The 23,832-nt window shown below is 46.3% G+C and carries 25 protein-coding genes and 2 pseudogenes; 14 read left to right on the top strand and 13 right to left on the bottom strand.

Annotation, left to right across the window (positions count from 1 at the left end; all coding sequences use genetic code 11):
- Positions 1 to 160 precede the first annotated feature (160 nt).
- The 4 genes from KDD30_RS19905 to KDD30_RS19920 all read left to right on the top strand — a co-directional run bounded on the left by KDD30_RS19905 (position 161) and on the right by KDD30_RS19920 (position 2,927).
- A complete protein-coding gene (locus KDD30_RS19905; protein ID WP_211651712.1) occupies positions 161 to 805 on the top strand; it encodes an SPOR domain-containing protein in 645 nt (214 codons plus the stop codon).
- A gap of 240 nt (positions 806 to 1,045) precedes the next feature.
- The gene (locus tag KDD30_RS19910) at positions 1,046 to 2,044 is read left to right on the top strand and encodes a D-alanine--D-alanine ligase (protein WP_211651713.1); all 999 of its coding nucleotides are present in this window, start codon (positions 1,046 to 1,048) and stop codon (positions 2,042 to 2,044) included.
- Between the two features lie 84 nt (positions 2,045 to 2,128).
- Positions 2,129 to 2,308 (top strand): YhfG family protein, encoded by a 180-nt coding sequence (locus KDD30_RS19915; protein ID WP_211651714.1) that lies wholly within the window; start codon positions 2,129 to 2,131, stop codon positions 2,306 to 2,308.
- Positions 2,298 to 2,927 (top strand): putative adenosine monophosphate-protein transferase Fic, encoded by a 630-nt coding sequence (locus KDD30_RS19920; RefSeq protein ID WP_211651715.1) that lies wholly within the window; start codon positions 2,298 to 2,300, stop codon positions 2,925 to 2,927. The genes KDD30_RS19915 and KDD30_RS19920 overlap by 11 nt, the downstream gene beginning before the upstream one ends.
- A gap of 23 nt (positions 2,928 to 2,950) precedes the next feature.
- Here the strand turns inward: KDD30_RS19920 and KDD30_RS19925 are convergent, their stop codons facing one another.
- From KDD30_RS19925 to KDD30_RS19935, 3 genes are all read right to left on the bottom strand, one after another.
- Positions 2,951 to 3,919: a tyrosine-type recombinase/integrase gene (locus KDD30_RS19925; protein ID WP_211651716.1), complete on the bottom strand. Its 969-nt coding sequence runs from the start codon at positions 3,917 to 3,919 to the stop codon at positions 2,951 to 2,953.
- Between the two features lie 109 nt (positions 3,920 to 4,028).
- Entirely contained in the window at positions 4,029 to 4,547 is a 519-nt protein-coding gene (locus KDD30_RS19930) for a RimK/LysX family protein (protein ID WP_249199433.1), read from the bottom strand.
- Between the two features lie 107 nt (positions 4,548 to 4,654).
- The gene (locus tag KDD30_RS19935) at positions 4,655 to 5,266 is read right to left on the bottom strand and encodes an HAD family phosphatase (RefSeq protein WP_211651717.1); all 612 of its coding nucleotides are present in this window, start codon (positions 5,264 to 5,266) and stop codon (positions 4,655 to 4,657) included.
- A 119-nt stretch (positions 5,267 to 5,385) separates the two neighbouring features.
- On the opposite strand from KDD30_RS19935, the gene yciH reads away from it, so the two are divergent.
- From yciH to KDD30_RS19950, 3 genes and pseudogenes are all read left to right on the top strand, one after another.
- Entirely contained in the window at positions 5,386 to 5,709 is a 324-nt protein-coding gene (yciH, locus tag KDD30_RS19940) for a stress response translation initiation inhibitor YciH (protein ID WP_211651899.1), read from the top strand.
- Between the two features lie 765 nt (positions 5,710 to 6,474).
- A pseudogene (locus KDD30_RS19945) lies at positions 6,475 to 7,782 on the top strand (ISNCY family transposase); the annotation flags it as partial.
- Between the two features lie 230 nt (positions 7,783 to 8,012).
- Complete coding sequence (locus KDD30_RS19950) at positions 8,013 to 9,131, top strand: hypothetical protein (protein ID WP_211651718.1); 1,119 nt, start codon at positions 8,013 to 8,015, stop codon at positions 9,129 to 9,131.
- 207 nt (positions 9,132 to 9,338) lie between these two features.
- Here KDD30_RS19950 and KDD30_RS19955 read toward each other — a convergent pair whose 3' ends face one another.
- The 4 genes from KDD30_RS19955 to KDD30_RS19970 all read right to left on the bottom strand — a co-directional run bounded on the left by KDD30_RS19955 (position 9,339) and on the right by KDD30_RS19970 (position 12,173).
- The gene (locus tag KDD30_RS19955) at positions 9,339 to 9,545 is read right to left on the bottom strand and encodes a hypothetical protein (RefSeq protein ID WP_211651719.1); all 207 of its coding nucleotides are present in this window, start codon (positions 9,543 to 9,545) and stop codon (positions 9,339 to 9,341) included.
- 124 nt (positions 9,546 to 9,669) lie between these two features.
- Positions 9,670 to 10,974 carry a Y-family DNA polymerase gene (locus tag KDD30_RS19960; RefSeq protein WP_211651720.1) on the bottom strand — a complete coding sequence of 435 codons (1,305 nt, stop codon included), beginning with the start codon at positions 10,972 to 10,974 and terminating at the stop codon, positions 9,670 to 9,672.
- Entirely contained in the window at positions 10,974 to 11,360 is a 387-nt protein-coding gene (locus tag KDD30_RS19965) for a LexA family transcriptional regulator (RefSeq protein WP_211651721.1), read from the bottom strand. Before KDD30_RS19965 ends, KDD30_RS19960 begins: the two co-directional genes overlap by 1 nt.
- Positions 11,361 to 11,492: 132 nt before the next feature.
- Positions 11,493 to 12,173, bottom strand: a complete 681-nt coding sequence (locus KDD30_RS19970) for a 4'-phosphopantetheinyl transferase (protein ID WP_211651722.1) — start codon at positions 12,171 to 12,173, stop codon at positions 11,493 to 11,495.
- A gap of 235 nt (positions 12,174 to 12,408) precedes the next feature.
- Here KDD30_RS19970 and KDD30_RS19975 point away from each other — a divergent pair, with 235 nt between their 5' ends.
- Positions 12,409 to 12,816 carry an SPOR domain-containing protein gene (locus tag KDD30_RS19975; RefSeq protein ID WP_211651723.1) on the top strand — a complete coding sequence of 136 codons (408 nt, stop codon included), beginning with the start codon at positions 12,409 to 12,411 and terminating at the stop codon, positions 12,814 to 12,816.
- A 54-nt stretch (positions 12,817 to 12,870) separates the two neighbouring features.
- Here KDD30_RS19975 and KDD30_RS19980 read toward each other — a convergent pair whose 3' ends face one another.
- Together KDD30_RS19980 and KDD30_RS19985 are read right to left on the bottom strand one after the other, a co-directional pair.
- Positions 12,871 to 13,800, bottom strand: coding sequence for an electron transfer flavoprotein subunit alpha/FixB family protein (locus KDD30_RS19980; protein WP_211651724.1), 930 nt, complete (start codon positions 13,798 to 13,800; stop codon positions 12,871 to 12,873).
- Positions 13,797 to 14,549 (bottom strand): electron transfer flavoprotein subunit beta/FixA family protein, encoded by a 753-nt coding sequence (locus tag KDD30_RS19985; protein WP_211651725.1) that lies wholly within the window; start codon positions 14,547 to 14,549, stop codon positions 13,797 to 13,799. The genes KDD30_RS19980 and KDD30_RS19985 overlap by 4 nt, the downstream gene beginning before the upstream one ends.
- Before the next feature lie 178 nt (positions 14,550 to 14,727).
- Between KDD30_RS19985 and KDD30_RS19990 the strand changes: the two are divergent.
- Positions 14,728 to 16,370: pseudogene (locus tag KDD30_RS19990) on the top strand (electron transfer flavoprotein-ubiquinone oxidoreductase).
- Position 16,371: 1 nt separating this feature from the next.
- Here KDD30_RS19990 and cutA read toward each other — a convergent pair.
- Together cutA and KDD30_RS20000 are read right to left on the bottom strand one after the other, a co-directional pair.
- Positions 16,372 to 16,704 carry a divalent-cation tolerance protein CutA gene (gene cutA / locus KDD30_RS19995; RefSeq protein WP_211651726.1) on the bottom strand — a complete coding sequence of 111 codons (333 nt, stop codon included), beginning with the start codon at positions 16,702 to 16,704 and terminating at the stop codon, positions 16,372 to 16,374.
- A 14-nt stretch (positions 16,705 to 16,718) separates the two neighbouring features.
- Positions 16,719 to 17,345, bottom strand: coding sequence for a LysE family translocator (locus KDD30_RS20000; protein ID WP_211651727.1), 627 nt, complete (start codon positions 17,343 to 17,345; stop codon positions 16,719 to 16,721).
- A 391-nt stretch (positions 17,346 to 17,736) separates the two neighbouring features.
- Between KDD30_RS20000 and rpoS the strand changes: the two genes are divergently transcribed.
- The 4 genes from rpoS to KDD30_RS20020 all read left to right on the top strand — a co-directional run bounded on the left by rpoS (position 17,737) and on the right by KDD30_RS20020 (position 21,160).
- The gene (gene rpoS / locus KDD30_RS20005) at positions 17,737 to 18,612 is read left to right on the top strand and encodes an RNA polymerase sigma factor RpoS (protein WP_211651728.1); all 876 of its coding nucleotides are present in this window, start codon (positions 17,737 to 17,739) and stop codon (positions 18,610 to 18,612) included.
- A gap of 173 nt (positions 18,613 to 18,785) precedes the next feature.
- Positions 18,786 to 19,331: a DUF1439 domain-containing protein gene (locus KDD30_RS20010; RefSeq protein WP_211651729.1), complete on the top strand. Its 546-nt coding sequence runs from the start codon at positions 18,786 to 18,788 to the stop codon at positions 19,329 to 19,331.
- Positions 19,332 to 19,610: 279 nt separating this feature from the next.
- The gene (locus KDD30_RS20015; RefSeq protein WP_211651730.1) at positions 19,611 to 20,543 is read left to right on the top strand and encodes a LysR family transcriptional regulator; all 933 of its coding nucleotides are present in this window, start codon (positions 19,611 to 19,613) and stop codon (positions 20,541 to 20,543) included.
- A gap of 65 nt (positions 20,544 to 20,608) precedes the next feature.
- A complete protein-coding gene (locus KDD30_RS20020) occupies positions 20,609 to 21,160 on the top strand; it encodes an OmpA family protein (protein WP_211651731.1) in 552 nt (183 codons plus the stop codon).
- Between the two features lie 38 nt (positions 21,161 to 21,198).
- Here the strand turns inward: KDD30_RS20020 and KDD30_RS20025 are convergent, their stop codons facing one another.
- Entirely contained in the window at positions 21,199 to 22,311 is a 1,113-nt protein-coding gene (locus KDD30_RS20025) for a 1-acyl-sn-glycerol-3-phosphate acyltransferase (protein WP_211651732.1), read from the bottom strand.
- 192 nt (positions 22,312 to 22,503) lie between these two features.
- On the opposite strand from KDD30_RS20025, the gene KDD30_RS20030 reads away from it, so the two are divergent.
- The gene (locus tag KDD30_RS20030) at positions 22,504 to 23,184 is read left to right on the top strand and encodes an AraC family ligand binding domain-containing protein (protein WP_211651733.1); all 681 of its coding nucleotides are present in this window, start codon (positions 22,504 to 22,506) and stop codon (positions 23,182 to 23,184) included.
- Positions 23,185 to 23,256: 72 nt separating this feature from the next.
- On the opposite strand, the gene KDD30_RS20035 is transcribed toward KDD30_RS20030, so the two are convergent.
- On the bottom strand, positions 23,257 to 23,763 hold the full coding sequence (locus KDD30_RS20035; RefSeq protein ID WP_211651734.1) for a hypothetical protein: 507 nt from the start codon (positions 23,761 to 23,763) through the stop codon (positions 23,257 to 23,259).
- Positions 23,764 to 23,832 lie beyond the last annotated feature (69 nt).

Genomic DNA, 23,832 nt, shown 5'->3' on the forward strand with positions numbered 1-23,832 from the left:
TTAAAAACTGGAATTCGTAACAAAAATCAACCTATTATTGAGGTAACTTTGATCCTGTGACATAACGCCAATATTAGCGCTCATTCAGAGACACAGGCTTGATTGGCGTCAGGTCGGGGTGCAGAATCTTTTCAAGACAAATAAATCAGGCACGATGAGAATGAAAAAACTTGCCTTAATGGTTGCAATTACTTCAGCTTTAGCAGGCTGTGCACTGGATAACGAACGTCAAACAATCAACGGCGCCGTTGTTCCTTCACTGGAAGATCAGGAGCAGGCTGCCCTGGCACAGCAGCAAATCGAACCGGAACCCATGTCGGTTGAGTATGCCGAAGAACCCATTGAACCACTACGCTCAGGTGATATTGCGGTCACCGATGAAGTGGTGCCGCCTGAGCAGGAAATTGCCCCGGTAGACACACCGGCAATGGCTCAGGAAAAACAGGTTGAAGTTCAGCAGAAAGCCATGCCTGAAATGGCGCCGGCAGCACCTCAGAAGCCAACTTACGAATATGCGTCAGAGCCGGTAACTGGTTTTACCGTTCAGGTGCTTGGTCTGAGTAAAAACAATGGCTTTGCGCCTTATGTTGCCAAACTACCCGGAGAACAACCGGTTTGGGTGAACCAGAAAACTTATCAGGAAAAGCCATGGTATACCTTGCTCTATGGTCATTTCGACACAGTTCAGGAAGCCCAGGCCGCGATAAAAGCCTTGCCTAGTGATATCCAGTCTTTCGGCCCCTTTGTTCGCAGCATGGCAAAAATCCATCAGTCCGCAGAACCGAAGCTGACAAAAGTTCACTAAAAATTGACAAAATACAGCTCTCCTGACCGGGGAGCTTATTTTTTGTATCTTTAGCCGATTTCAGCCCTGTGAATCCGGCGTACCGCTTGATGCCAGATTGATAAGATGCAATAGTTGATGCCTTCAGGCCTGCCGACGCTTTCTGTAGATTTCTGATGACGTTTGGTTCATCTCGGCAGTGCAAACAAGTTTTCGATCTGATGGCCTGATGCCGGCAGACAGTGTTTACAAGGGATCAAGATGAATCCAATCCAAGTATTACTTCTTTGTGGTGGCGGTGGTGCTGAACACGAAGTGTCTTTAGTGTCCGCGAACTTTGTTGAGCAAAACCTGCAATCGCTTGATGGGATTGAGTACATTCGTATTGAAATGAAGCAGAACGGCTGGTTTGATAACGATCAACAACGCTGGCAACTGAATCTTGACCGAACCCTTCAATCCGAAAGTGGCCAGAAGTTGTCGGTAGATTATGTTATTCCTTGCGTACACGGCTATCCGGGTGAAACCGGCGACTTACAGTCATTGTTAGAACTGGCGGGTTTACCTTATTTTGGTTGTGGTCCGCAAGCCAGTACCAACTGTTTCAATAAAATCACCTCCAAACTCTGGTTTGACGCACTGGGCATTCCCAATACGCCATATGTGTTTTTAAGCGAACAGAGTGAGGCGTCGCTGGCAAGTGCACAGGATGCGCTGAATCGCTGGGGAAGTGTGTTTGTAAAAGCTGCTTGTCAGGGCTCTTCTGTGGGATGTTACCGCGCAACGGACGAAGCCAGCCTGAAAACTGCGATTGAGCAAGCCTTCACCTTCTCGGATCAAGTCTTGGTTGAAAAAACGATCAAGCCTCGCGAACTGGAAGTCGCCGCATATCAATACGGTGATGCGTTAGTCATTACCAAGCCTGGCGAAGTCACATGTCCGGAAGGTAAATTCTATTCATACGAAGAGAAATACAGTACGGAGAGCCATTCGACCACGCAGGTTGAAGCGTTGAATCTTTCTGAAGAGCAAGTGAAGCAAATCCGAACTTATGCTGAAAAAGCTTTTGTGCATCTGAAACTGAAAGATTTATCCCGGATTGATTTTTTCCTGAGTGAAGATGGCGACATTCTGCTGAATGAAATCAATACTTTCCCTGGCATGACGCCCATCTCCATGTTCCCGCAAATGCTGGCACATTACGGCCACACTTTTTCTGATTATCTTGAAAAAGCAATTCGGAAAGCCGTTCAAGCTTAATGGGATGTCTCCATGAAAACGCCAGCCTGACTGGCGTTTTTCTTTTCGGCTGCAATACTCACTGAGAGCAATGATTAGAACCTTATGTCCACGAACAAAGAAAAATTGAATCGCTTCATTGCAATGCGACAACGTAACTATCGGGCGAGCCTGAAACTTGAAGGCTTTGAAGTGGATGCTCTGGACGAGACGGGCAACGATGAGGCAGCACATAAGTCAGAGGAAGCGCTGATCATACAGCTGAAAAAGGTCTATGCGAGATAAATATGGCGTTCAGCAGGACCCGGACTGCTACCCGGATTCTGCAGTACTGATTAATTTATTAAATATTGAGGATGAAGATGAACTGGCTTTGGCTGAACGTGATTTTACGCGTGTCAGAGCAGAGCATTTTGAACCGCAATTTGACCAATTTCATCTTACTTATCTGAAAACCATTCATTTTACCCTGTTCCAGGACATCTACCCATGGGCCGGGCACATTCGCCGCGTAGACATCACCAAAGGGCAAACGCGTTTCTGCCATGCTGGCAATATCGAACGTGAAGCAGAACGGCTGTTTGCGGCTTTAGAAGCAGATGCTTTTCTGTGTGGGTTGAACTTTGATACATTCATTCAACGGGTTGCGCATTATTATTGTGAATTGAATGTCATTCATCCCTTCAGAGAAGGGAACGGTAGAGTACAACGCATCTTCTTTGAAATTCTGGCCCTGAATGCCGGTTACGAAATCTGCTGGGAAGGGATCAACCTGAAAGAGTGGGTTGCTGCGAATCAAGCCGGCTATTTCGGTGAACTCAAGCCTCTTGAACGGTTATTTGAGAGAATCACTCAGCCGATGCAGGACACACACTCGCCACAATGGGCATCCAGTCCAGGCTGATTGACTGCTTCCTCTTCGCTGACTTACCTTTCCCAGGGTTTCTTTTTTACATACCGGGCAATTTCAGTATCATGCTTATCTTTGTGACCCGCATACTGAGCGGGCATGGCAGGGCTTTTCCAGCGCCCCTGAGATTGAATCTCGTGGATGGTCACCCCTGCATCTGAGAGATCTTTCACTGCGCCAACCCGAGGGGATTGTCCGGAAAATATCGTCTCGTGACTGATGCCAAGCTCGTCGCCAGCACGGCGGAAGACACGATAGATTGATGAATGGTCTAATGCCTGATCGCCAATATTTCCATGGCGGTCGATGCGTCGGAACAATATGCCGCTATCAAGGCTACCTATGATTAGCCAGCGTTGTAGTGCTTGCGATGCCAGGCTGCTCAATTCAATGCGGTGTTCTTTGACGAACAAAGAAATTAATCCGGAAGGGGCGATTTCCAAGTCTTCGACTGTTAATGCTGCGAGCTCACTACGTTTCAGCATGGCTTCGAACATCACCGACCATATGGCCATATCACGGACATCTTTGGGCTTGGTTGCGAGCGCAAAAACATCCAGCAATTGCTGAAGATGGTCATCCCGAAAGGCGGCAGCATTTTTATAATCATCCTGCTTTTCTATTCGATACTTGTTCAGCACGAGCCTGACTTCTGTATGCCGACAGGGGTCGGGGAGTGCATGACAGCGGTGCACTAATCCAATGGTGACAATGTAACGCTTCAGGCTGGCGAGTTTCCTTTTCTGTGCCATCCGATCAATAAATTCGTGCACAGTTTTCACTGCAGCGGGCAGCGGCTCCATTTTTGTTTCCAGGCAAAACTCAAGAAAATGGTTCCAGTCATTTTTAAAGGCAAGTAGTGTATTGGCAGAGTACTGTTGATGCGTCAATATACGCCACGCTTCGACATCCTCGATTGGCACAGAGAATTTTTGGACACTTGCTCGTTGCTTTGATTCGTCTTGAATCGCAGGGATATTTTTCATACTAACGCACTATAACTTGAAATATTGAACACTAATACTATAGATAATACCGACTGAATCAATCAAGTCGGTATCTCATTTCGATAAAGACGCTTTACAATCAGACAGGTTAATCGTCGTCGTCTGATTTCTCGACATCGACCAGATAATCGCCCATCAACCAGTTACGGCCAACCAGCAGCTTATATTCTAGCTTGCTGCGGTTTCTCAGGTTCACCGTGATGCGTTTATGCTCACCATTCCAGCTCAGGTCCATTTTCACCCCATAGCGACGCTCAACACCCTGTGCATTTCGAATTTTGCTGACCTTTACAATTTTTGCTTTATAGGTCGCTTTTTCACCTTTCTCATTTTCAGTCGTAAACTCAACCATATTGCCCAGATTTTCACGCATATCGTCGCTTTTATCACCCAAGACACGGATATCATAAGCATTGATTGACGTCGTGTTCGCCCCAGTATCAATTCTGGCCAGATACTGCATTTCAAGATCTGAGATTTGAATTGTTTCGACTTGCCCAACAATCGACTTCTTTTCCTGAGGCCGGCTTTTTCCTTCTTCAGCTGTCGTGAAAGGGCTGTTCAAAGCGCAGACGACAAACATAAATGGAATCAATACTTTCTTCACAAAACCTCCAAGAAAAACCACTTGTCTAAAGTGGCCACTTTATCTATCTAAAATTCATTGTTGTTCAGAGAATTGTCAAAGCCATCACCTGGTAAGCATAGATTCAGCTAATTGTGCGTCAGTCTCAAAATTGAGCGGATGTCACGATAGCAATCCTCAGTAGCGGTAAAGTGAAATGCCGCCATACCAAGCTGTCTGGCCGTTTCAACATTCGGCGTATTATCATCAATGAAGAAACAGCTTTCAGGCTGTAGCCCATACTTTTCCATAAATCGTTGGAATATAGCAGGTTCCGGTTTCAACAGCAGTTCTCTGGCAGAAACCAAGCCACCATGAAAGTCATCAATAAAATCATGCTTGTCGTAAAGCGTATCAAAGAAGGCGCTACTCATGTTCGTAAGATAGTAGACATGAAAGCCTTTCGCGATGAGCTCATCCAACAACGCTTTTGTCTCTTCGATGAGGTGCAAACTGTTTTGGATATGATGAATAAAGTCTTCCATACGAGCTTCAGGAAAACCGGTTCGGGCAGCAAACTTAGGGATGACTTCCGCCATGAACATCGTGCCACGATCCAGATCGAGCCAGTCGGTATGCTTTAACACATTGTTTAGCAACAGATCTTGCTCGTAGCTGGATTGAGTGAATGTCTCCGCAATCTTTCGCGGGTTCCACTCGAACAGCACACCACCAAAGTCAAAAATTACGTTACGAATCATATGCGTTTCCGTTAGGTACCTATTTATTGATATTATTCTGGCTCAGCCTGGTCGCAAACATCTATATTCATCCTGAAGACCAGGTCACATTTTTTATCAGGCCAGTAGGACATTTTGCAATGAGTGATAGCAGCCGTTTAGTTTTTTCCACAGAAACGGGTCGAATCAAAGAAGAGAAAGCAGCACCAGAGCGCCCCAAAGGAGATGGTGTCGTTCGTATCCAGCGACAGACGAAAGGCCGTAAAGGGAAGGGCGTGTGTATTGTCACCGGGCTTGATATGAATGATACCGAACTCAAACTTTTGGCCGCAGAACTCAAAAAGGTTTGTGGTTGCGGTGGTTCCGTGAAAGACGGAAGCATTGAGATTCAGGGCGACAAGCGCGACCTGCTGAAAACGACACTTGAGAAAAAAGGCCATACCGTAAAACTCGCAGGCGGTTAACTCACGCTCCAATCTGACGCGACAAGTGATGCCCCATATGATGGGGCTTTAAAACACAGGTTTAGTTTGTTACATCAAGCGCTGCTGTTGATGGATTCTGCGAAATCCATCGGTCATACAATGGAATACTTCAGGACTGATGGACCATCAATGCTGATGGTTCATTCACGATTAACGGTATTTGTACTATTTTAGGTAACTTGATCAGGCAAAACAGTTATTATTCTGTGGTTTCAGCGGAAGCAGTTCAGTACTCAGACCAAGCTTTGAATGGCACGCATCTTATGAACGGTTCGCCTGCTGGCCAGACCTATAATGCTAGCATCATCGGGCTGTACACCAATTACCTAAACCAATACAGCCTGAAATTTACATTGTGAACGAATAAAATATGAAGACAAACGAACATTTTGCCGTTCGTTTGTTCCAGGTAATTACACTGTCTTTGAAGAACAAGGCAAACTGACCATTTGCAGCAGAACTTCAATAAAGTGTTAATTACCTATTTTATGGTAAATCAGCGTTATGGTTAAATGGCTCGTTTTTCAACGACGTCATGCTTAAAAAGAGCAAGTGCGGGGTTCCCAAAGACGGTTGATAATGGAGCTACCGGACACTACATTTAACATAATCTATGTTATGCGTACTGAATCTGTAAGATCTAGTTAGAAATGTCAGGTTTGAGCCAGATTGAAATGTCATGTTGTTCTAGCTTCAAAACACGCTTTCTTTAACAGTGTTTGGAGCCCGTGGATGCTATTAACCATGACTGACAGTGAATTACTGAGAATCAAGCTCATCCAAGACATCTGTGACAAACGGCTCACCGGTGTTGAGGCTGCCCGCTTACTTAAACTGAGCCCGCGCCAAGTTTATCGTTTGGTCAAACGCTTCATTGAATTAGGCGCTGCTGGTTTGGTTTCATTAAAATGTGGCCAACCAGGCAATCATCGCCATGATGATAAATTAAAATTACAGACATTGGCTTTGCTCCATCAGCGATACAGCGACTTCGGTCCGACATTGGCTCATGAAAAACTCTCCGAGGATCATGACATCCATGTTTCCGTTGAAACCCTGCGCCAATGGATGATCGCTGACGGTCTTTGGGTTCCCCATGCCAAACGCAAGCCACGCGTCTACCAGCCTCGTCATCGTCGTGATTGCCTGGGTGAATTGGTTCAAATTGACGGCTCCCACCATGACTGGTTCGAAGGCCGCAGCCCTAAATGTTGTTTACTGGTTTACATCGATGATGCCACTGGCCGCCTGATGAACCTGCGCTTCAGTGACACTGAGTCGGCTTTCGATTATATGGCGGCTACCCGTGAATATCTCGAACAACACGGTAAACCGACCGCGTTCTATAGCGACCGGCATGCAGTTTTCCATGTTGGCAAGCGCGATGCCCACACTGAGCGTTTGACCCAATTTGGCCGGGTGCTGAAGGATCTCAATATCGAGCTGATCTGCGCCAACAGTTCGCAAGCCAAGGGCCGCGTTGAGCGGGCGAATAAAACGTTACAGGATCGCTTAGTCAAAGAAATGCGTCTGCAAAGCATTGATACGATTGAGCAAGCCAACGCATGGCTCCCCGACTTCATTGCAGATTTCAACCGTCGTTTTGCCAAGCCTCCACGGTATCCAAAGGACATGCACCGGCCTTTGCGGGAATCGCCTGAAGAGCTCAATGACATTTTTGCCTGGCAAGAGCTACGTAAGCTCTCAAAATCACTGACATTTCAGTATGACAAGGTTGTCTATCTTATTGACCCAACAGAAGAAAACCAGCGCTTGGTTAACCAGGTGGTCAAGGTGCTCGACCGTCCTGACGGCACCATTGCCATCCAGTATGGCCACCGGAAGTTAGAATTCAGAATCTTCGATAAACTGGCCGACGTAGACCAGGGGCAAGTCGTCGAGAACAAGCGCCTGGGTGCGGTTTTGAAATTTGCCCAGGCAAAGCAGGAGGAGTTCGAGCAGCAACAGAAACGAAGCCGCAGCAAGAGCGCCCCTAAGCGGACCGCCCAGCACCGGGCTATCCGGCAGCTGGAAACCCTGAACATTGCCTTGAGGAGTGCGCCAATAGCTCTTTCTCGGGCCTCTTCGCATATCGTCTATCGATTTAAGATCACATCCAGTGAACACACATTAAGATTCCTATCTCCATTTCTGTAAATATGTGCCACATACCGCATATTTTATATTAGAAATTACCAACTCTAATGTATATTGAACCATTATTGTCGGTGAATCATATTGCAAATTTTTAATATCCAAATTTAACGAATGGAGATTTCATCATGTCGGAATCAAACCCAATCCCCTTGTTACCACTTTTTAATACAATGCATCATGAAATCCTATTTACTTGGTTAGTAACTAATTCACTGGGTAATTCCTCCGACTCAGAGCAGGCTTTGTTTTTTTCAAAAAATGGCTCAGGTGGTCAGCTACTTGAATTTTACATGAAGCTAAATAATGTACAGAATTTAACGTATTATTCTGTACGCCAGTTTCTAGAACACTTCGCAGATTTAACAATTATTGTCGATGGTAATGAACTTAAGAATTCTACGGGTGAAGTCAATGTGACCCCGGCATTCAATTCTCCTACAACTAATATTGACACGAACTACAAAGTCTCAGTCGTAATTCCTGGGGAAAGTCCGACTCGTGTTTCTCAGCCACACTCAAAAGTGGAGATTCGCTTATGTTCAAAAACAGCGATGTACTCTGGTGTTGGAGAAATTTCCATCAAACAGTCAAGGCTCCCGTTTTCTTCATCACTACACACGGAAAGATCTCGCCTTGGTAGAATTCAGAAATACTTCTACTGGGATAAAAACAATGTTGGAAATAGTACATTTTCCCTTGAGGAAAGCTTTCTTCTTGATCCTAGTCAAAGTGGTTTTTACAATTTTAGTTTAACGCCTATGGCGACGAAGATGAATCTATCTGGCACAGTGACGTATGGATTTTCTAATGGAAACCTTCTTGGTCAATTAAGCACAGAAATAACAAATCAATTAACGACTGCAACTAAACATCTAGACACAGTCGCCATTTGGCTTAATAAATTTTATGACAGATTGAACAAGAGCAGAGAACAAGTTACATTCAATCCTGCAAATGTTAATCGGCATCCAGATTTACTGTTCGATTTTAATGAATTAATGCCTGCTGATGCTGCCGCAGAGCGTGATGGACTAATCTCAATTGGTAACAGAATAATGACAAATGAAAATAGTTGGATTTGGACACTTGCTCACGAATTTGGTCATATGCTTGGTTTACCTCATCAAGACAGGCACAAAATGAAAAGTTTAATGACCTACGACAACATAGAGGGGTTTCAGCCTTTAGATGTTTATATCTTAAACGAAATTGAAGCAGAAGATGCGCATCGTTCTTCTTCCTAAATTCCCCAGTGACACTCTGGAATACTCGCTGTTTGTCGCTAAACATCGGTACGTAAACAGAGTATCTATGACTACTCTACTCAATGTTTTCAAAAAACCTAACCGGAGGATTTTATACAGTTTTATTCTTACCATTGCCTCTGTTGTTGTTTGGATCAAGACCAAAACCTAAAACTTGCGAAAGCCCGCCATGCGGGCTTTCATTCATCAACCATTATGGCAAGCGTTACAACAGTAATAACAACCATCAACATGCGCATAGATGTTCCGCGCTTCTTTCAAGGCTTCATCACAATCTGGATAGAGCCCCAGGTAGGTTCGGTTTTCTAATTTAGGCAGATGGGTACAGCCATCCTGATGCACTTCGTGCTCACCAGAATTTTGTGCATGATCATTCACATAAAAATTCTTCATTGCTTGCTTCCCTATTCTGTTGTCGTATTTAAGGTATGCCTACAACACCACTCAAAAGCTATGTCAGTGGTTCGGAAAACGATAAATTTTCTCCCTGATTTGTTGAAACCGATCACTCTCTTTCTCAGCATTTTGCGATTTGCAGTTCATCGATTCTTGTTGTCCACCGATTGGAACGAAACGCCTGCCGCATGTGCCAATTCGATGTTGCAATCACGGATGCAGGTTTTAGTCCGTTCTTATAGCGGATGTTTAGATTATCGGTGATGCTCATCAGATCCCGACGCTTGGCTTCTGCGAGCGCTTCTCCGTTAAACATATCCAGCTGAAGTTTGTTTTCGCTCACCGGGCTGAGTTCATCCAACATCACACCTATCTTTTGATAGGAATAGCCCGGCCGGTAAATCTTTTCAAGTTGTGATTGGGCAGAAATGATCAATTTTTGAGTGTCTTGGGTTGGACAGATTAACGCAGCAGCACTGCTTTTGTTATGTTGTGGGAGCTGTTTAAAACGGTTCGTCCGAATATATACCCCCACAATTGCCGCCTGACTCCCCTGTTTTCTCAGCTTTTCTCCTGCGCGGTGGCAATGAAAAGCGAGTGCAGACTGAAGTTCCTGAAGGTCCTTGATCCCAACGCCAAAGCTGCGGGTCGACATGATTTGCTTTCTGACTTCATCAACGTCTCCCGGCTCAATGCAGGCAGTACCTTGCAGCTCCATCACTGTCCGTGACAGACCAACATTCCATAAACGTCGCATGGCAGCGGAATCCTGGCTGGCAAGTTCCCAGGCAGTGTGAATTTGGCTTGTTTTTAAACGGGTTGCCAATCGGGCACCAATGCCCCAGATATCCTGAATATCTGTCCTTTCCAGCAGCCAGCGGCGTTGTTGTTCCGTTTGGATATGAATCACACCATTGACGCGTCTTTCAAACTGCTTCGCAGCATGATTGGCTAATTTCGCCAGTGTCGGAGAGGTCCCGATCCCCACGCGCACTTTCAGTCCAAGTCGGGTCTGAATCGTATTCACGATATTGTTGCCATAATTCGTGAGGGTTTCAGGTGCCAGTCCATCTAATCGGATGAAGGCTTCATCAATCGAATATTGTTCAACCTGAGGTGAAAATTCGGCCAGCTCATCGATGAATCTTTTACTCATGTCTGCATAGAGTGTGTAGTTCGAGCTGCGGACTGCCACACCCAGTCGTTTTGCTTCCCGTTCAATTTTATACCAGATCGCGCCGCGCTTGATCCCAAGTGCTTTCGCCTGCTCGTTGATTGCGACGCAGCAGCCATCATTGTTAGAGAGAACAACAACGGGTTTGTTTGTTAACTGAGGATCGAAGAGCTGTTCGCAAGCCGTATAAAAACTTTTGGCATCGATCAGTGCCCAGATCTGGCCCTGTTTTCCCGGTTTGATCGTATCCATCAGCGCTCCAGAAGATTATGAATATTGCGTGTGACGACACCAAAAATTTCAGAGTCTTCTGGCATTGGAAACGGTGCCATACTGGCGTTTTCAGCTTTCAACCACCATGTATTATTTCTTCGGATCAGTCGCTTACAGGTAAATTCATCATGAATTCTGGCGATGACGATTCGACCAGGCAATACCGCTTCTGCACGATCGACGATCAATAAATCACCATCATAAATACCAGCGCCTGTCATTGAATCGCCAGCGGCTCTGAGCACAAAGGTGGCATTAGGGTGCCGAATCAAATACTCAGTCAGTTCCAGTGATTCTTCATGCCCTTCAGCCGGAGACGGAAAGCCACAACGCACCGGTTCGATGAATAGAGGTAATACTGCCATTGTGCCTCCCTACCCTTAATACTGTACATGCAAACAGTATAATCTCATCCTCTGCTCAGGAACAGAGAATCGTGGCAAGAAAAGCCAGAGAAAATGTAATCCGCTGAATACACTTCAAAAGAAACGAATGAACTAAATCAGCAAGGTTGCAATTTGATTGTCAAAGAGACGAAAGTACACATCATATTGGGAGCGGAACTGGGTTTGACCGACTGCCCGGGTCATCCGAAGACTAATGATTTGCGCAGCCGTATCGACAGCAATCACTTCTGAATCGAGAAAATCCAGATACTGACGAACTTCAGGATAGATGGCTTTGAATAAACTTTCTTTGGCAGAAAATGTCAGCGTCAGTTGAACGGCAACAGGCACATCCAGAACCTCTAAACGGTGCATCTCTTTTGGGGTCAGCAACATATTCTCTAGTGAACGGCAGTGAGCAGCATCAATTAACTTTTCCATGTCCAGCCCAACGATTTGTCCGTCTGTTTTAGGTTTGGTCAGCGCGATTGCCATGGTATCGTGATGAGAAATCGCGCCGACCACATGCTGAGGCCAAACGGGCGCACGTTGCTCTCCGATTGGAATCTGCTTATCCGCTTCAATCCCCATGGCCTGCAGGGCATCTCGCGCAGCAATCCGTCCGGCAAGGAACTCCGCTTGCCGTTTGGGCACTGATCGCTGGATCGTTTCCGGCATGTGAATTCCGGCATCGGTAAAATCTGATGCTCGATAAAGCTTTTGGTCAAATTCTCGCAAATAAACATATTCAGGACCGATGGCTAAAAATTTAGCATCAGAGATAAAATCCATTTACTTTTCCTCAGATGATACGATATGAATCAATTTCTTAACGCGCATCTTGCCATTGACGATTCAGAAATACCATCACCTTGAAATAAAGTCGTTCATTGATTTTCTGATCCATTATTGGTGTAAAAAACACCAAACTCTCCGCTAATTTAGGGTTTTCTCCATTTTCGTGTTTATCTTCCTGCTAGACTGGCCGCCTGTTGGTGACAGGGACTGGAATTGGAGAAGAATTAGAATGCGAAAAATCATAATGATTTTAGCGTTGTCTGTATTGAGTGGTTGTGCGTTACAGCCTGCCCCACAATATCACACCGGGCAATGCGTTGGGAAAATGACCACAGAAGAAGCTTACGGACATTTAGATCCGAATCGCTATACCATTCAGGTACTGGCTTTAAGCGAAGAGCGTGATATTCGAGGTTATTTACGCGAGATTCCGGGCCAAGACCCTATCTGGGTGAACTGGAAACATAGTCTGGGTAAAAGCTGGTATGCCGTAATTTACGGCGATTTTGCGACGAAACAAGAAGCAAAACAGCGAGTTCAGATGCTTTCTCCGCGGATTAAAGCACAAGGGCCTTTTGTTCGCAGCTTCGCTGAAGTGCAGAACGATAAGCAAACCGAAGTTTTCCGCATGCGTTAATTGCAAAAAGACGCCCGGCTCTGGAAAGACCGGGCGTCTTTTATGTTGAGGTTATCAGACGGACTCAATCAATTCAGGCAAGATCTCAAATAAATCTCCCACTAATCCATAGTCGGCAATCTCAAAGATTGGCGCTTCCGGATCCTGATTAATCGCAACAATGACTTTCGCATCTTTCATGCCGGCTAAATGCTGAATGGCCCCGGAAATACCCACCGCGATATAAAGCTCCGGCGCAACGATTTTCCCGGTTTGCCCAACCTGAAGATCATTTGAAACAAATCCGGCATCGACTGCAGCACGAGAAGCCCCCACCGCACCACCCAGTTTGTCCGCCAGTTGCTCAATGAGTGCAAAGTGCGCTTTGTCACCCAACCCCCGGCCTCCGGACACAACCACTCTTGCAACCGGTAGTTCTGGTCGGTCACTTTCAGTCACCTCCTGACCGAGATAGTCAGAAAGCGGGCTTTCAATCACTTTGTCGAGAGAGGTGATTTCCGCTGGATGCGTCGCACTCGCAACAGCATCGAATGCAGACGCGCGAATCGTCATCAATATTTTTGAGTCGGATGATTTCACTTTTGCGAGCGCATTCCCTGCATAAATTGGCCGAATAACCGTGTCGGGTGACTCAATACTGATCACGTCAGAAAGCACACCCACGCCAAGTAAACCCGCGATCCTGGGGAGAATATTTTTTCCAGAAGTTGTGGCCGCCATCAAGATGTGAGAATAATCCGCAGAAAGCTCTGCCACTAATTCAGACACATTTTCTGCCAGGCAATGCTGGTAAACCGGGTGATCAACCAGAATGACGTTGTTCACGCCCTCAAAATGGCTCACGGTATCTGCGACAGACTGACATTGGTGCCCGACCACTAAAACATGGCATTCTCCGGTCATCGCCTGACTGGCCGAAATTACTTTGGCTGTCTCGGGTGCCAGTATTTGCTGATGATGTTCCGCAATAATCAAAATACTCATGAGATCACCTTCGCTTCATGTTTGAGCTTGTCGACCAGCTCACTCACAGAACTGACTTTGATTCCCCCTTTTCGGGCAGGTGGTGCGATAACTTCAAGCACTTCATGATGAGGTGACAACGTCACACTTAAATTTTCCAGCGTCATTACAGCCATTGGTTTTTGCTTGGCTTTCATGATGTTTGGCAGTGAAGCATAACGTGGTTCATTCAGCCTGAGATCGGTACTGATCACTGCTGGCAATTTCAGTTTTAACGTTTCAAGACCACCATCGACTTCTCGGACAACTTCTGCATGGCCTTCCGAAATTTTCAGGTTCGACGCAAATGTTCCCTGCGGCAAATGAGCCAAGCCTGCCAGCATTTGTGCCACCTGATTATTATCTGAATCAATCGACTGTTTTCCCAGTAGCACGAGTTCCGGCGATTCTGTTTTCATGACAGCATGAATAATTTTCGCGACATTCAGCGGCTCGATGGAAGCTGGTGCATCAACGTGAATCGCGCGGTCCGCTCCTAGAGCAAGCGCTGTGCGTAACTGTTCCTGACACACAGCTTCTCCGGCAGACATCACAACAATTTCAGAAACGATTCCCGCTTCCTTCAAGCGAACTGCTTCTTCAACAGCGATTTCACAAAATGGGTTCATCGCCATTTTTACGTTATTCTGCTCCACACCAGAGCCATCTGATTTCACCCGAATTTTCACATAAGGGTCAATGACCCGTTTAATTGCAACCAAGACCTTCACAAGCAACTCCTTGTAAATCATGATGTTTTAACAAAACCACAACTGAACGCGGATACAAATTCCATCGATCAATCCCGATCAGATCGTTCTCTTCGTTTCAAATGAGTGTGGTTCGGGTTTACGTTTACGTCAACTGGACTACAGTTATTCATAATATTGCGTAAATCAGGGAGTTGGGATGGAACGGGAAAGTATGGCATTTGATGTTGTCATTGTCGGTGCAGGACCGGCAGGCTTGGCCTCTGCCTGTAAACTAATGCAGCTGGCCGCAGAACAACAACAGGAAATTTCAGTTTGTGTGATTGAAAAAGGCGCGGAAGTGGGTTCGCATATTCTGTCTGGCGCATTGTTTGAGCCAAGAGCACTGAACGAACTGTTCCCCGATTGGTCAGAGCGAGGCGCACCGTTAAATACGGCCGTCTCAGACGATCAGTTTTACTGGCTGACCAACGAATACAACCAGATCAAAATGCCCGCCGCATTCGTTCCCGCTCCCCTGCATAATCAGGGCAATTATATTATCAGCTTAGGAGAACTCTGCCGCTGGCTGGCGCAACAGGCCGAAGCATTGGGTGTCGCCATTTTTCCCGGATTCGCTGCAGCCGAGCTTTACTTCAATGAACAGCAGGCTGTCGCAGGTGTGATCACGACAGATATGGGCCGGGATAAACAAGGCCATGAAAAACAGGGATTTCAACCCGGAATTATTCTTGAAGCAAAATACACCATCTTTGCTGAAGGTGCTCGCGGTCATTTAGGAAAAGCCCTGATCGAGCGTTTCAAGCTGGATGAAAACAAACAACCACAACACTATGCAATTGGCTTTAAAGAGCTCTGGCAGATCCCTGCACAGCAACATCAGCCGGGGCTCGTTTTGCATTCAACCGGCTGGCCGTTAACTCAGACCGGAACATCCGGCGGTGGATTTCTGTACCATTTCGGAGAGAATCTCGTGTCCGTTGGCCTCGTGATTGACCTGAATTACAGCCACCCTTACCTCAGCCCTTTTGATGAATTTCAACAGATGAAACACCACCCCCGATTTGCCTCTATCCTTCAGGGGGAGAACGCATTGCGTATGGTGCCAGAGTCATCACGAAAGGCGGATATCATTCACTTCCGGAACAGAGTTTTCCTGGCGGGCTGCTGGTAGGATGTGATGCGGGGACTTTAAATGGTGCAAAAATTAAAGGGTCTCACACCGCTATGAAATCCGGCATGCTGGCCGCTGAAGCCATTTTTGAAGCGCTGATTGCAGGTCATGCCCACTCGGTGCCTGACTACCAAGCCCGGTTTCAAGCTTCGTGGTTGCAGGAAGAGTTATATCAGGCCCGGAATTTCGGGGCGGCAATCCATAAATTTGGACCAGTACTGGGCGGTGCTTTAGCAACGCTGGAGTTTAATGTTCTGAAAAAGCCGCTCTGGTCTGTCAAAGATCATCAACCGGATCATCTGCAGTTAAAAACAATCGATCAGGTGAAGCCCCTGAATTACCCCAAACCCGACGGCCAATTAAGCTTTGACCAAGCTTCATCGGTCTTTTTGTCGACGATCAAACATGAAGAAAATCAGCCCTGTCATTTACTGCTGAAAGATGCGCAAATCCCAACGAGCACACATTTATCGCTTTATGATGAACCCAGCCAGCGTTACTGCCCGGCAGGCGTTTATGAGATTGTTCAGAAGAAGGACGGGCCGTTTTTTCAAATCAACGCCGGGAACTGTATTCACTGCAAAACCTGCGACATTAAAGATCCGTCTCAGAACATACAATGGACGCCGCCGGAAGGTGGTAGCGGCCCCAACTATTCCTCAATGTAGCTTATTGACCGCCGGATTGGGTTTCCTGTCGAATCCAATCCAGATAAGCATGATAACCGGCTTCAACCGGTAAGCAGATGATTTCTGGTGTTTCATAGTGATGATTCGCCAGAATATCTGCTTCAACCGCCGGATACTTCTCGCGGGTTGTTTTGATGACGACCAGCTTTTCCCGATCGGACTGAACCTGCCCCTTCCAATGGTAAAAACTGTCAATCGACTGAACCTGGATACAGGCAGCCAGCTTCTGATTTAATAAAGAATGAATTAATCGCTCGCCCACAGTCTCATCTGTAAAAGTCGTCAATACAACACAACAGGATTCTTTCGACATTACTTCCCCCAATTCTAACGTTGCGTCAGCGCAATTTTTGCACTCAGTGCAACCAGAAGCCCGCCCGATACACCTTCAATCGCTTTGGTATAACCCGACATTTTGGGGTTCCCGAACACAAAACTACCTAACATGGCATACAGCAGGTTAATCACAGTGGCCAGTACACTGAATACACACCCTAAAATCATCAATTGCATGGTCACATTACCGGCTTGAACATCAATAAACTGCGGTAAAAAGGACAAGAAAAATAAACCAACCTTCGGATTTAAAATGCTGACAATCACGCCCTGTTTAAAAACATTCGAACTCTGGCTGATAGATTCCGCAGCAATCAGGCGGCTTTTTCCATTCAGACTATTTCTTATTGAAGAAATACCCAAATAAAGCAGATACGCCGCACCTAAATATTTCACAACACTAAATAAAAGTGCAGAATTCAGAATGAGTGTTGAAAGACCCAGTACAGCAGCAAAGGTGTGCCCCATGTACCCGACTCCCAGCCCAAGCGCGGCTTGAATGCCAGAGCGCATTTTGCCTCGCATCGCGTTTGAAACAATGTAAATCACATCTGGCCCTGGGACTAAATTTAAGCTGATAGAGGCTAATGCGAATAAGAATAAAGTTTGTAAATCCATTTCATTCCTCACTTTTATGATAAGCATTCTCAATAAGACTGATATTCAGGACTTCCAAAAACATCCCGGATGAAAGCGCGGAGAATCTTAAGAAAACACGAGTTATAGAGCATCATTCGCCAGAAAAAATCAAGCAGAAAGCGTCTCATCCTGAAAGCAATCACACACAGCATACTTTTAAGGCTCAAAATTATTCCATATAAGAACCAAACCTGTTTTTTTTGCCCGCACTAATAACAAATAAGTATACCTTTACAGCAACTTTGTACTTCCTGTGAATAGATTGTGTGCGATCTGTGTGTTAGTGTTTCAAAGTACTGCAACAAGAAGCACCACAACTAACAAACCAACAATTAGTAAACTTGCTCAAATCTTGTAGAGGGGACCCGATATGGATGTCAATACACAGGAAGTAAGTAGCTTTGATACTGATGTAATTCATTTGTATTTGCAGGAAATTTCTCACAAATCATTACTGACTAAAGAAGAGGAGATCCAGTACAGCCGTAAAAGTCTGGCGGGAGACCCAAGTGCGAAAGCAGTCATGATCGAAAGTAATTTGCGCCTTGTCGTTAGTATCGCCAAAAAGTATCGCGGTAGCACGATGCAACTCAGCGATCTGATTGATGAAGGAAACATTGGCCTCATCACCGCAGTTGAAAAGTTTGATCCGGAAAGAGGGTTCCGTTTCTCAACTTATGCCACGTGGTGGATTAAGCAAACCATTGAGCGTGCAATCCATAATCAGGCTCGTACCATTCGCCTGCCGGTGCACGTGTCAAAAGAAATCAATACGATTCTGAGAACACACAAGCAATTGATGAAAAACAGTAATCAGGAACCCACGCATGAGCAGGTTGCTGAGAAAATGCAGAAATCCGTTGAAGAGATTTCTGAGGTTCTGTCATACGACACCCCTGTTGTTTCTATTGACCAATCTTTGTCGGATGACAGTAATTCGAATTCAATTGCTTCTTTTATCGCAGATACGAATATCACTTCACCTGATACCTCACTGGATCAGTCAGATATTCATGCACTGGCGGTCACCATGCTGAAAACCCTGAACGAAAGAGACAGAGAAATCCTTTGTCGTCGTTTTGGCCTGCTGGGATACGAGGCTCAAACCCTTCAGGAGGTTGCTGAAGAAGTTGGCCTGACGCGTGAACGGATCCGTCAGTTGCAAGTCAGCTCGCTCAGCAAGCTGAAGAATGCGCTGCAGCGCGAAAACTACAGCCTGGAAATTTTGTTCTCCGAAACCGCTTAACGCGCGATTCGCCGTAAGATCCCGAAAGCCTGGCAAATTTTGTCAGGCTTTTCTTTGCGCTTTTCACGCAGTGCTGACATCCTATCAACGCGTCGTTTTAAGATGCTTGGCAGGCCCCTTTATCTTACCCATAATTTGGGGTATCCCTTTTGTATTACAGCAGTGAAGTAAACATGATTCTCAGAAAACTTTTATTGATAACTTCTGTCGTCTTACTGTCCTCTTGTGCCAGTTACAGCATTACAGAGCAAGAAGTCCAAAACTACCTGGATAAAAACGCCAGAGTGGAACAAAAAGTTGGCTTCGGTGGCTTTGCACAAGCCCATGTTCTCTTCAACGACATCAAAGTTGGTATTGGTCGTGCAGACACGGATCGCATCAACCTGGAAGCAAAATCCAAAGCAGATATCAGTATCAAAGGACAGCCTCAGCAGAAAGTTGCCATTCACGTCAACTTTAGTGCGATCCCCTATTACGACAAAAGTGAAGGTGCTGTTTACCTGAACAACCTGAAGGTTGAATCTCTGGACATTTCCCCCAACACACTGGGCCCTTTCTCCAGCAGCCAGGTACTTGCCCCACTCATTGAGATCGTTGGCCAGTACTTATTAAAAATTCCTGTCTACAAACTTCAGGAAGATGACTTGAAACAATCTCTGTTGAAGACAGCCCGTCCTGAGCTCAAAATCAAGAACCATGCATTGGTGATTCAAATCTGATCTGCTGATGTTTGAGGAGATGGTGTTGTGTTTGTTTATCCCTGCACAACACTATTTTTTAGGGTCCATACGAATAAAGTTATAGTGCGTTAAAGGCTTCTTCTTTTGCTTTCTCGTATTTCATCCTTATCAAAACTTCATCACGTGATTCAACAAGGAAGAGCGAAGTATTGCTACCGAAAATTGACTTGATTGTTTACACTAGAAAACAATCAAGTCAATTTTCACAAGCGCACCCCTCATTTGAATGCGCATGAGTCCATTTTCAGGATCGTTTTCATGCTGGATAACTTACAACAAATGGTCATTCTGGCCTCCGTCAGCCACGAGCAAAACTTTACCCGAGCAGCAGAACGCCTGGGAATCTCCAAGTCCCAGGTCAGCAAACAGATTCGCTTCCTCGAAGAAAGACTGGGCTGTCAGCTCGTTCAGCGTAGTACACGGACTGTCGCCCTCACCGACATCGGCCAGCAATATGCCGAGTTTGGCCAGCAACTGCTCGACACAGTCAAAGAAGCTGAGGCCATGGTGGCAGGTTACCGCAATGAAATCAAAGGGGTATTACGCGTTGGCGTTGCACAATCCTTTGGCAATACCAATATCACACCCGCCATGGTCGCATTTCAGAAAGCAAATCCGGATCTTGAACTGGAAATCAGTCTGTTCGATCACCGTCCTAACTTGCTTGAAGAAGGGTTTGATTGCTGGTTGGCGATTCACGAGCATCCGCCGGAAGGCATGGTTGCCAAAAAACTAGTGGACTGTGAGTTCATGGTTGTTGCTTCCCCGGACTACATTGCGCGCTACGGTCATCCCGAATCGCCGGCAGATCTGCGCAAGCACAACTGTATCACCTATGAAAGCCGTGAACGAAAATATGTTCAGTGGGATTTTATGAAAGACGGTGGGCGTGAATCGGTCCGTGTTGCGGGCAGTTATCGCATCAACAACGCGCCGGCTGTGCTGGAAGCCACAAAGGCTGGCGCCGGCATTGCCTATCTGGCCACCTATCTCATTCATGATGAGCTCGATACAGATCAACTGATTCAGCTCATGCCGGACTGGAAACCTGAGCTCGCCTTGCCGATGTATGCCGTTTACCCACGTCACAAATATCTGGCGCCCAAGGTCCGCGCATTTATAGACTTCATGGCAAACTGGATGTCGAGCCATCCTTTTCAACCAAGCACTAAAGCATCTGTTGCGTCTTAGTTCTGCAGTTGTGGATTCGGGCGGACTGTTCTACACCTATAGGAAGTTCAGTCAGGTGCCCGACCATGTTTTCAGATCGTTGTCGATTACAAACATTGCTCCGCAACATCTTCATCATGATGATGCTGCTCCTTTTCATCGGCTGTGCAACACAGCAGGAAGAAGCGCCACCTGAAGCAGAAGCGACCACACCAGCCGCAGAAGTTGGAACAACAGAACCACCACCGCCACCTCAGGTCATCCTGGCAGAAATCCCCGAAGTTCGGGAGACCATCTACTTCGACTCAGGCAGTTTTGAGATTACCCAGTCTGAACAGTTAAAAATCGATCCGATCGCAGTCCGGCTGAGACGCCATCCAGACAGTAATGTCATCATCATCGGGCACAGTTCTGAAAGTGATAACGAAGAAGACAATATGGCATTGTCTTATGAACGTGCGTTCTCCGTCGCCATCTACATCGCTTCAGTATTTGGCATTGAAGAAGAAAGAATACAAGTTGTCGCGCAGGGACAGGGCGACCCGGCTTCCTCGGGATCGAACAGCCGCGTTGAGTTGATTTCGCCGGAGACTGTGGTCAGAACTCTGGATGCATCGACAGATAGCAATCCGTTCTGACCACAAAGCAATACGTTGATTGTCTGAGCAACAACCAATCAGGATTGTGACTTTTTCAACGCTGGGAATGCGTACATCTGGCGAATAATGTCAGCGACACCCTCAGGTTGAGAGGCCAGTTTCGCGTTAAATCTATCTTTTTCATCCGCAGACACAGAATCATCAGCCACACCGGCAGCAATCAAGTTGGCCGGGAAAAGATGGTAAATATCCGTAATCTGACGATCAATTTCTTCAGACAATTCTTCTGGGGACTCAAACGGCTGGGTAATCACATCACCAAAACTGACGTGGACTCTGCGTTTCTCGCCTACGATCCCTTGAACGATACTTTCAATGTCCTCGAACTCACCTTTTTCATACATGCCCGTGGTGCGTTTCGCATCCAGCTCTTTGGCTTTCGCCAAATCACAGGGATCATTCTCGTAAGAAATCGCCACCGGCACAATATGCAGTTGGCTCATGAATTCTCCGAAAGACTGCTTCCGCTTCCGGCCTTCCATGTAAAACATTTTCAGCAATGCCGGATCTGTTTTATCGTTGCCATCTTTCGCACGTCCTTCTTTCTGAGCAATCCAGATTGAATGGCCGGTTTCAATGGAATTTGCAATGTAGTCCGACAGCAAGCCGAGCGCTTTCATCATTTCACGAGGCGCTTTTACAGAACGTTTGACAATAAAGCTCTTGTTCAGGCGCATCAGCTCAGTCGCACAAGGCTTCTTCAGCAAATTGTCACCAATCGCGATACGAACTGTATTCATCCCATTGTGGTACAGACACCAGTTCACCATAGCCGGATCCATCGCAATATCACGATGGTTTGAAATGAACAGATAAGCCTGATTTGGGTCCAGTTTATCCAGACCAGAATGTGTGACACCGTCACAGGAGTGTTCGATGGTCGCCGCCATATACTTCGCAACCTGTAACTGAACATCTTCAACCGTCTTGACACTTGACCATTTCCGGACAAGAAAACGCTGAATCAGTGGACGCAACAGCCAACCAAACACGCCCGACAACTGCGGAAAACGGTAGTTCAGAATGGCGTTAATGAACTCATCATCATTGATCAATCGCTGAATCGCCTCACTGACTTCATCATCATTGTACGGGCGAATGTCTTTATAAATATCGTTATTTGTTTGCACTATTTTGCTTCATCTAGTTTAAAACCGCGCTATTCTACGCAGAATTGTTGGTTTACCCAATGATCAGCCACAAACACTCAGATGGTTGGAGGTCTGACCAATCGAAATCTCTCTCGCCTGCAGTCCGTCACTGGTTCTTGACCCGAAAGATAAAACCGAAGACTATGTGCAGGCTTTTATCAGAGGTACCCCATGAATCAGGCTATTGAATATACACAGCACGAACCTTCTCAGCTGTTTGTCGGCGCTCGGAAAAAAAATGTCACAGCTTATCTGATCGCCATCCAACACGGTGTTGCACTGTTACGCCTCGGTAAACATGAATTTGCCCTCACACAAGGCACTGGCTTCTGGCTTCCGTTTGATTGCCTGCATGCCCTGACTGTCCTGCCGGGGTGTCGCTACCACAGAATTGACTTCTCAGCCAGACTGACACTGCCCTACCCGGAACAAGCCGGTTTTATCACCGTGAGCCCGCTTCTTCAGGCGTTGCTTGATGAGTTAAACCGACTCTCAACACTGCCTGTTCAAAGCAAGCATAGTTCTGAAAGCCACGTTTTGGCGGTCGTCGCAGATCAGTTGGCTGTTTTCAAGCCGTCGACACAGCAAATTTGCCCGGCATTAACACGCCAGCAGCAATCGTCACTCGCCGCATTGCTGGAAAGCACGCAGCCGTCCAGCAAGGATTCACTGTCTGCCATTGAGTCTGTACTGGGAATCAGTGTGAATGAACTGGAAGCTTGTCTGTTGGTCCGGGAAGCCCTGAAACTTTCCCGCTCAGGCAGAAAAGCAGAGCAAATTGCCAAAACACTGCACTGCCAATTAGACCATCTTCAGGCGTTAGGCCAAACCCTGACAGGCAAGCATTTCTGATTTTTTTGCTCCATATCGCGAAAGCCCCCGACTTTCTTACTGAACTCGGGGGCTTTCTGTCAAAAATGGTGTTTACTGTATCGGAATTTCAATCTGAAACATCACACCATCCTGCTCATCTTCATGCCACATGTAATCCAGACGATACTTCGCTGAAGCCCCATCATTTGCCCCCAAACCAACACTCATCAGAAGGCCATGTTTTCTGACCCACTCTTTAGCATCTTCAAAGGTCAGAATATCCAGATCTTCATACTTCTTCGGCATCCACAGCCCCAGGCCATAAAAAGCCGAGGACGAATTGTCTTTCAGCAACGGGTCACCGTTTTGTGCTTGCCAGTCATCCCAGAAGGACCGCTGAATCACCTCATGTTCAATGTCCCAACGCATGCGATCTGCACCAGCCATTCTTGCCTGCGTTGACGCAGCAGCACCTTTGCCTGCGTCCATCGGATGAACACACGTCAGTAAATAGGCACCGCGCTCATCTTCGGGCATCGATTTTAACTGATTCTGACTGTAATAATGGCAAGGTAACGCATTTGCAGAAAACGAAAAAAACAGTAGCCCTATATGCAATAGAGCGTCATGAAATTTCCGACGATAAGCGGCCACAAATCACCCTCAATATTGTTGTCTAACCCAGAA

Origin of the sequence: Photobacterium sp. GJ3 (genome assembly GCF_018199995.1) — a bacterium.
Classification (GTDB): Bacteria; Pseudomonadota; Gammaproteobacteria; order Enterobacterales; family Vibrionaceae; genus Photobacterium.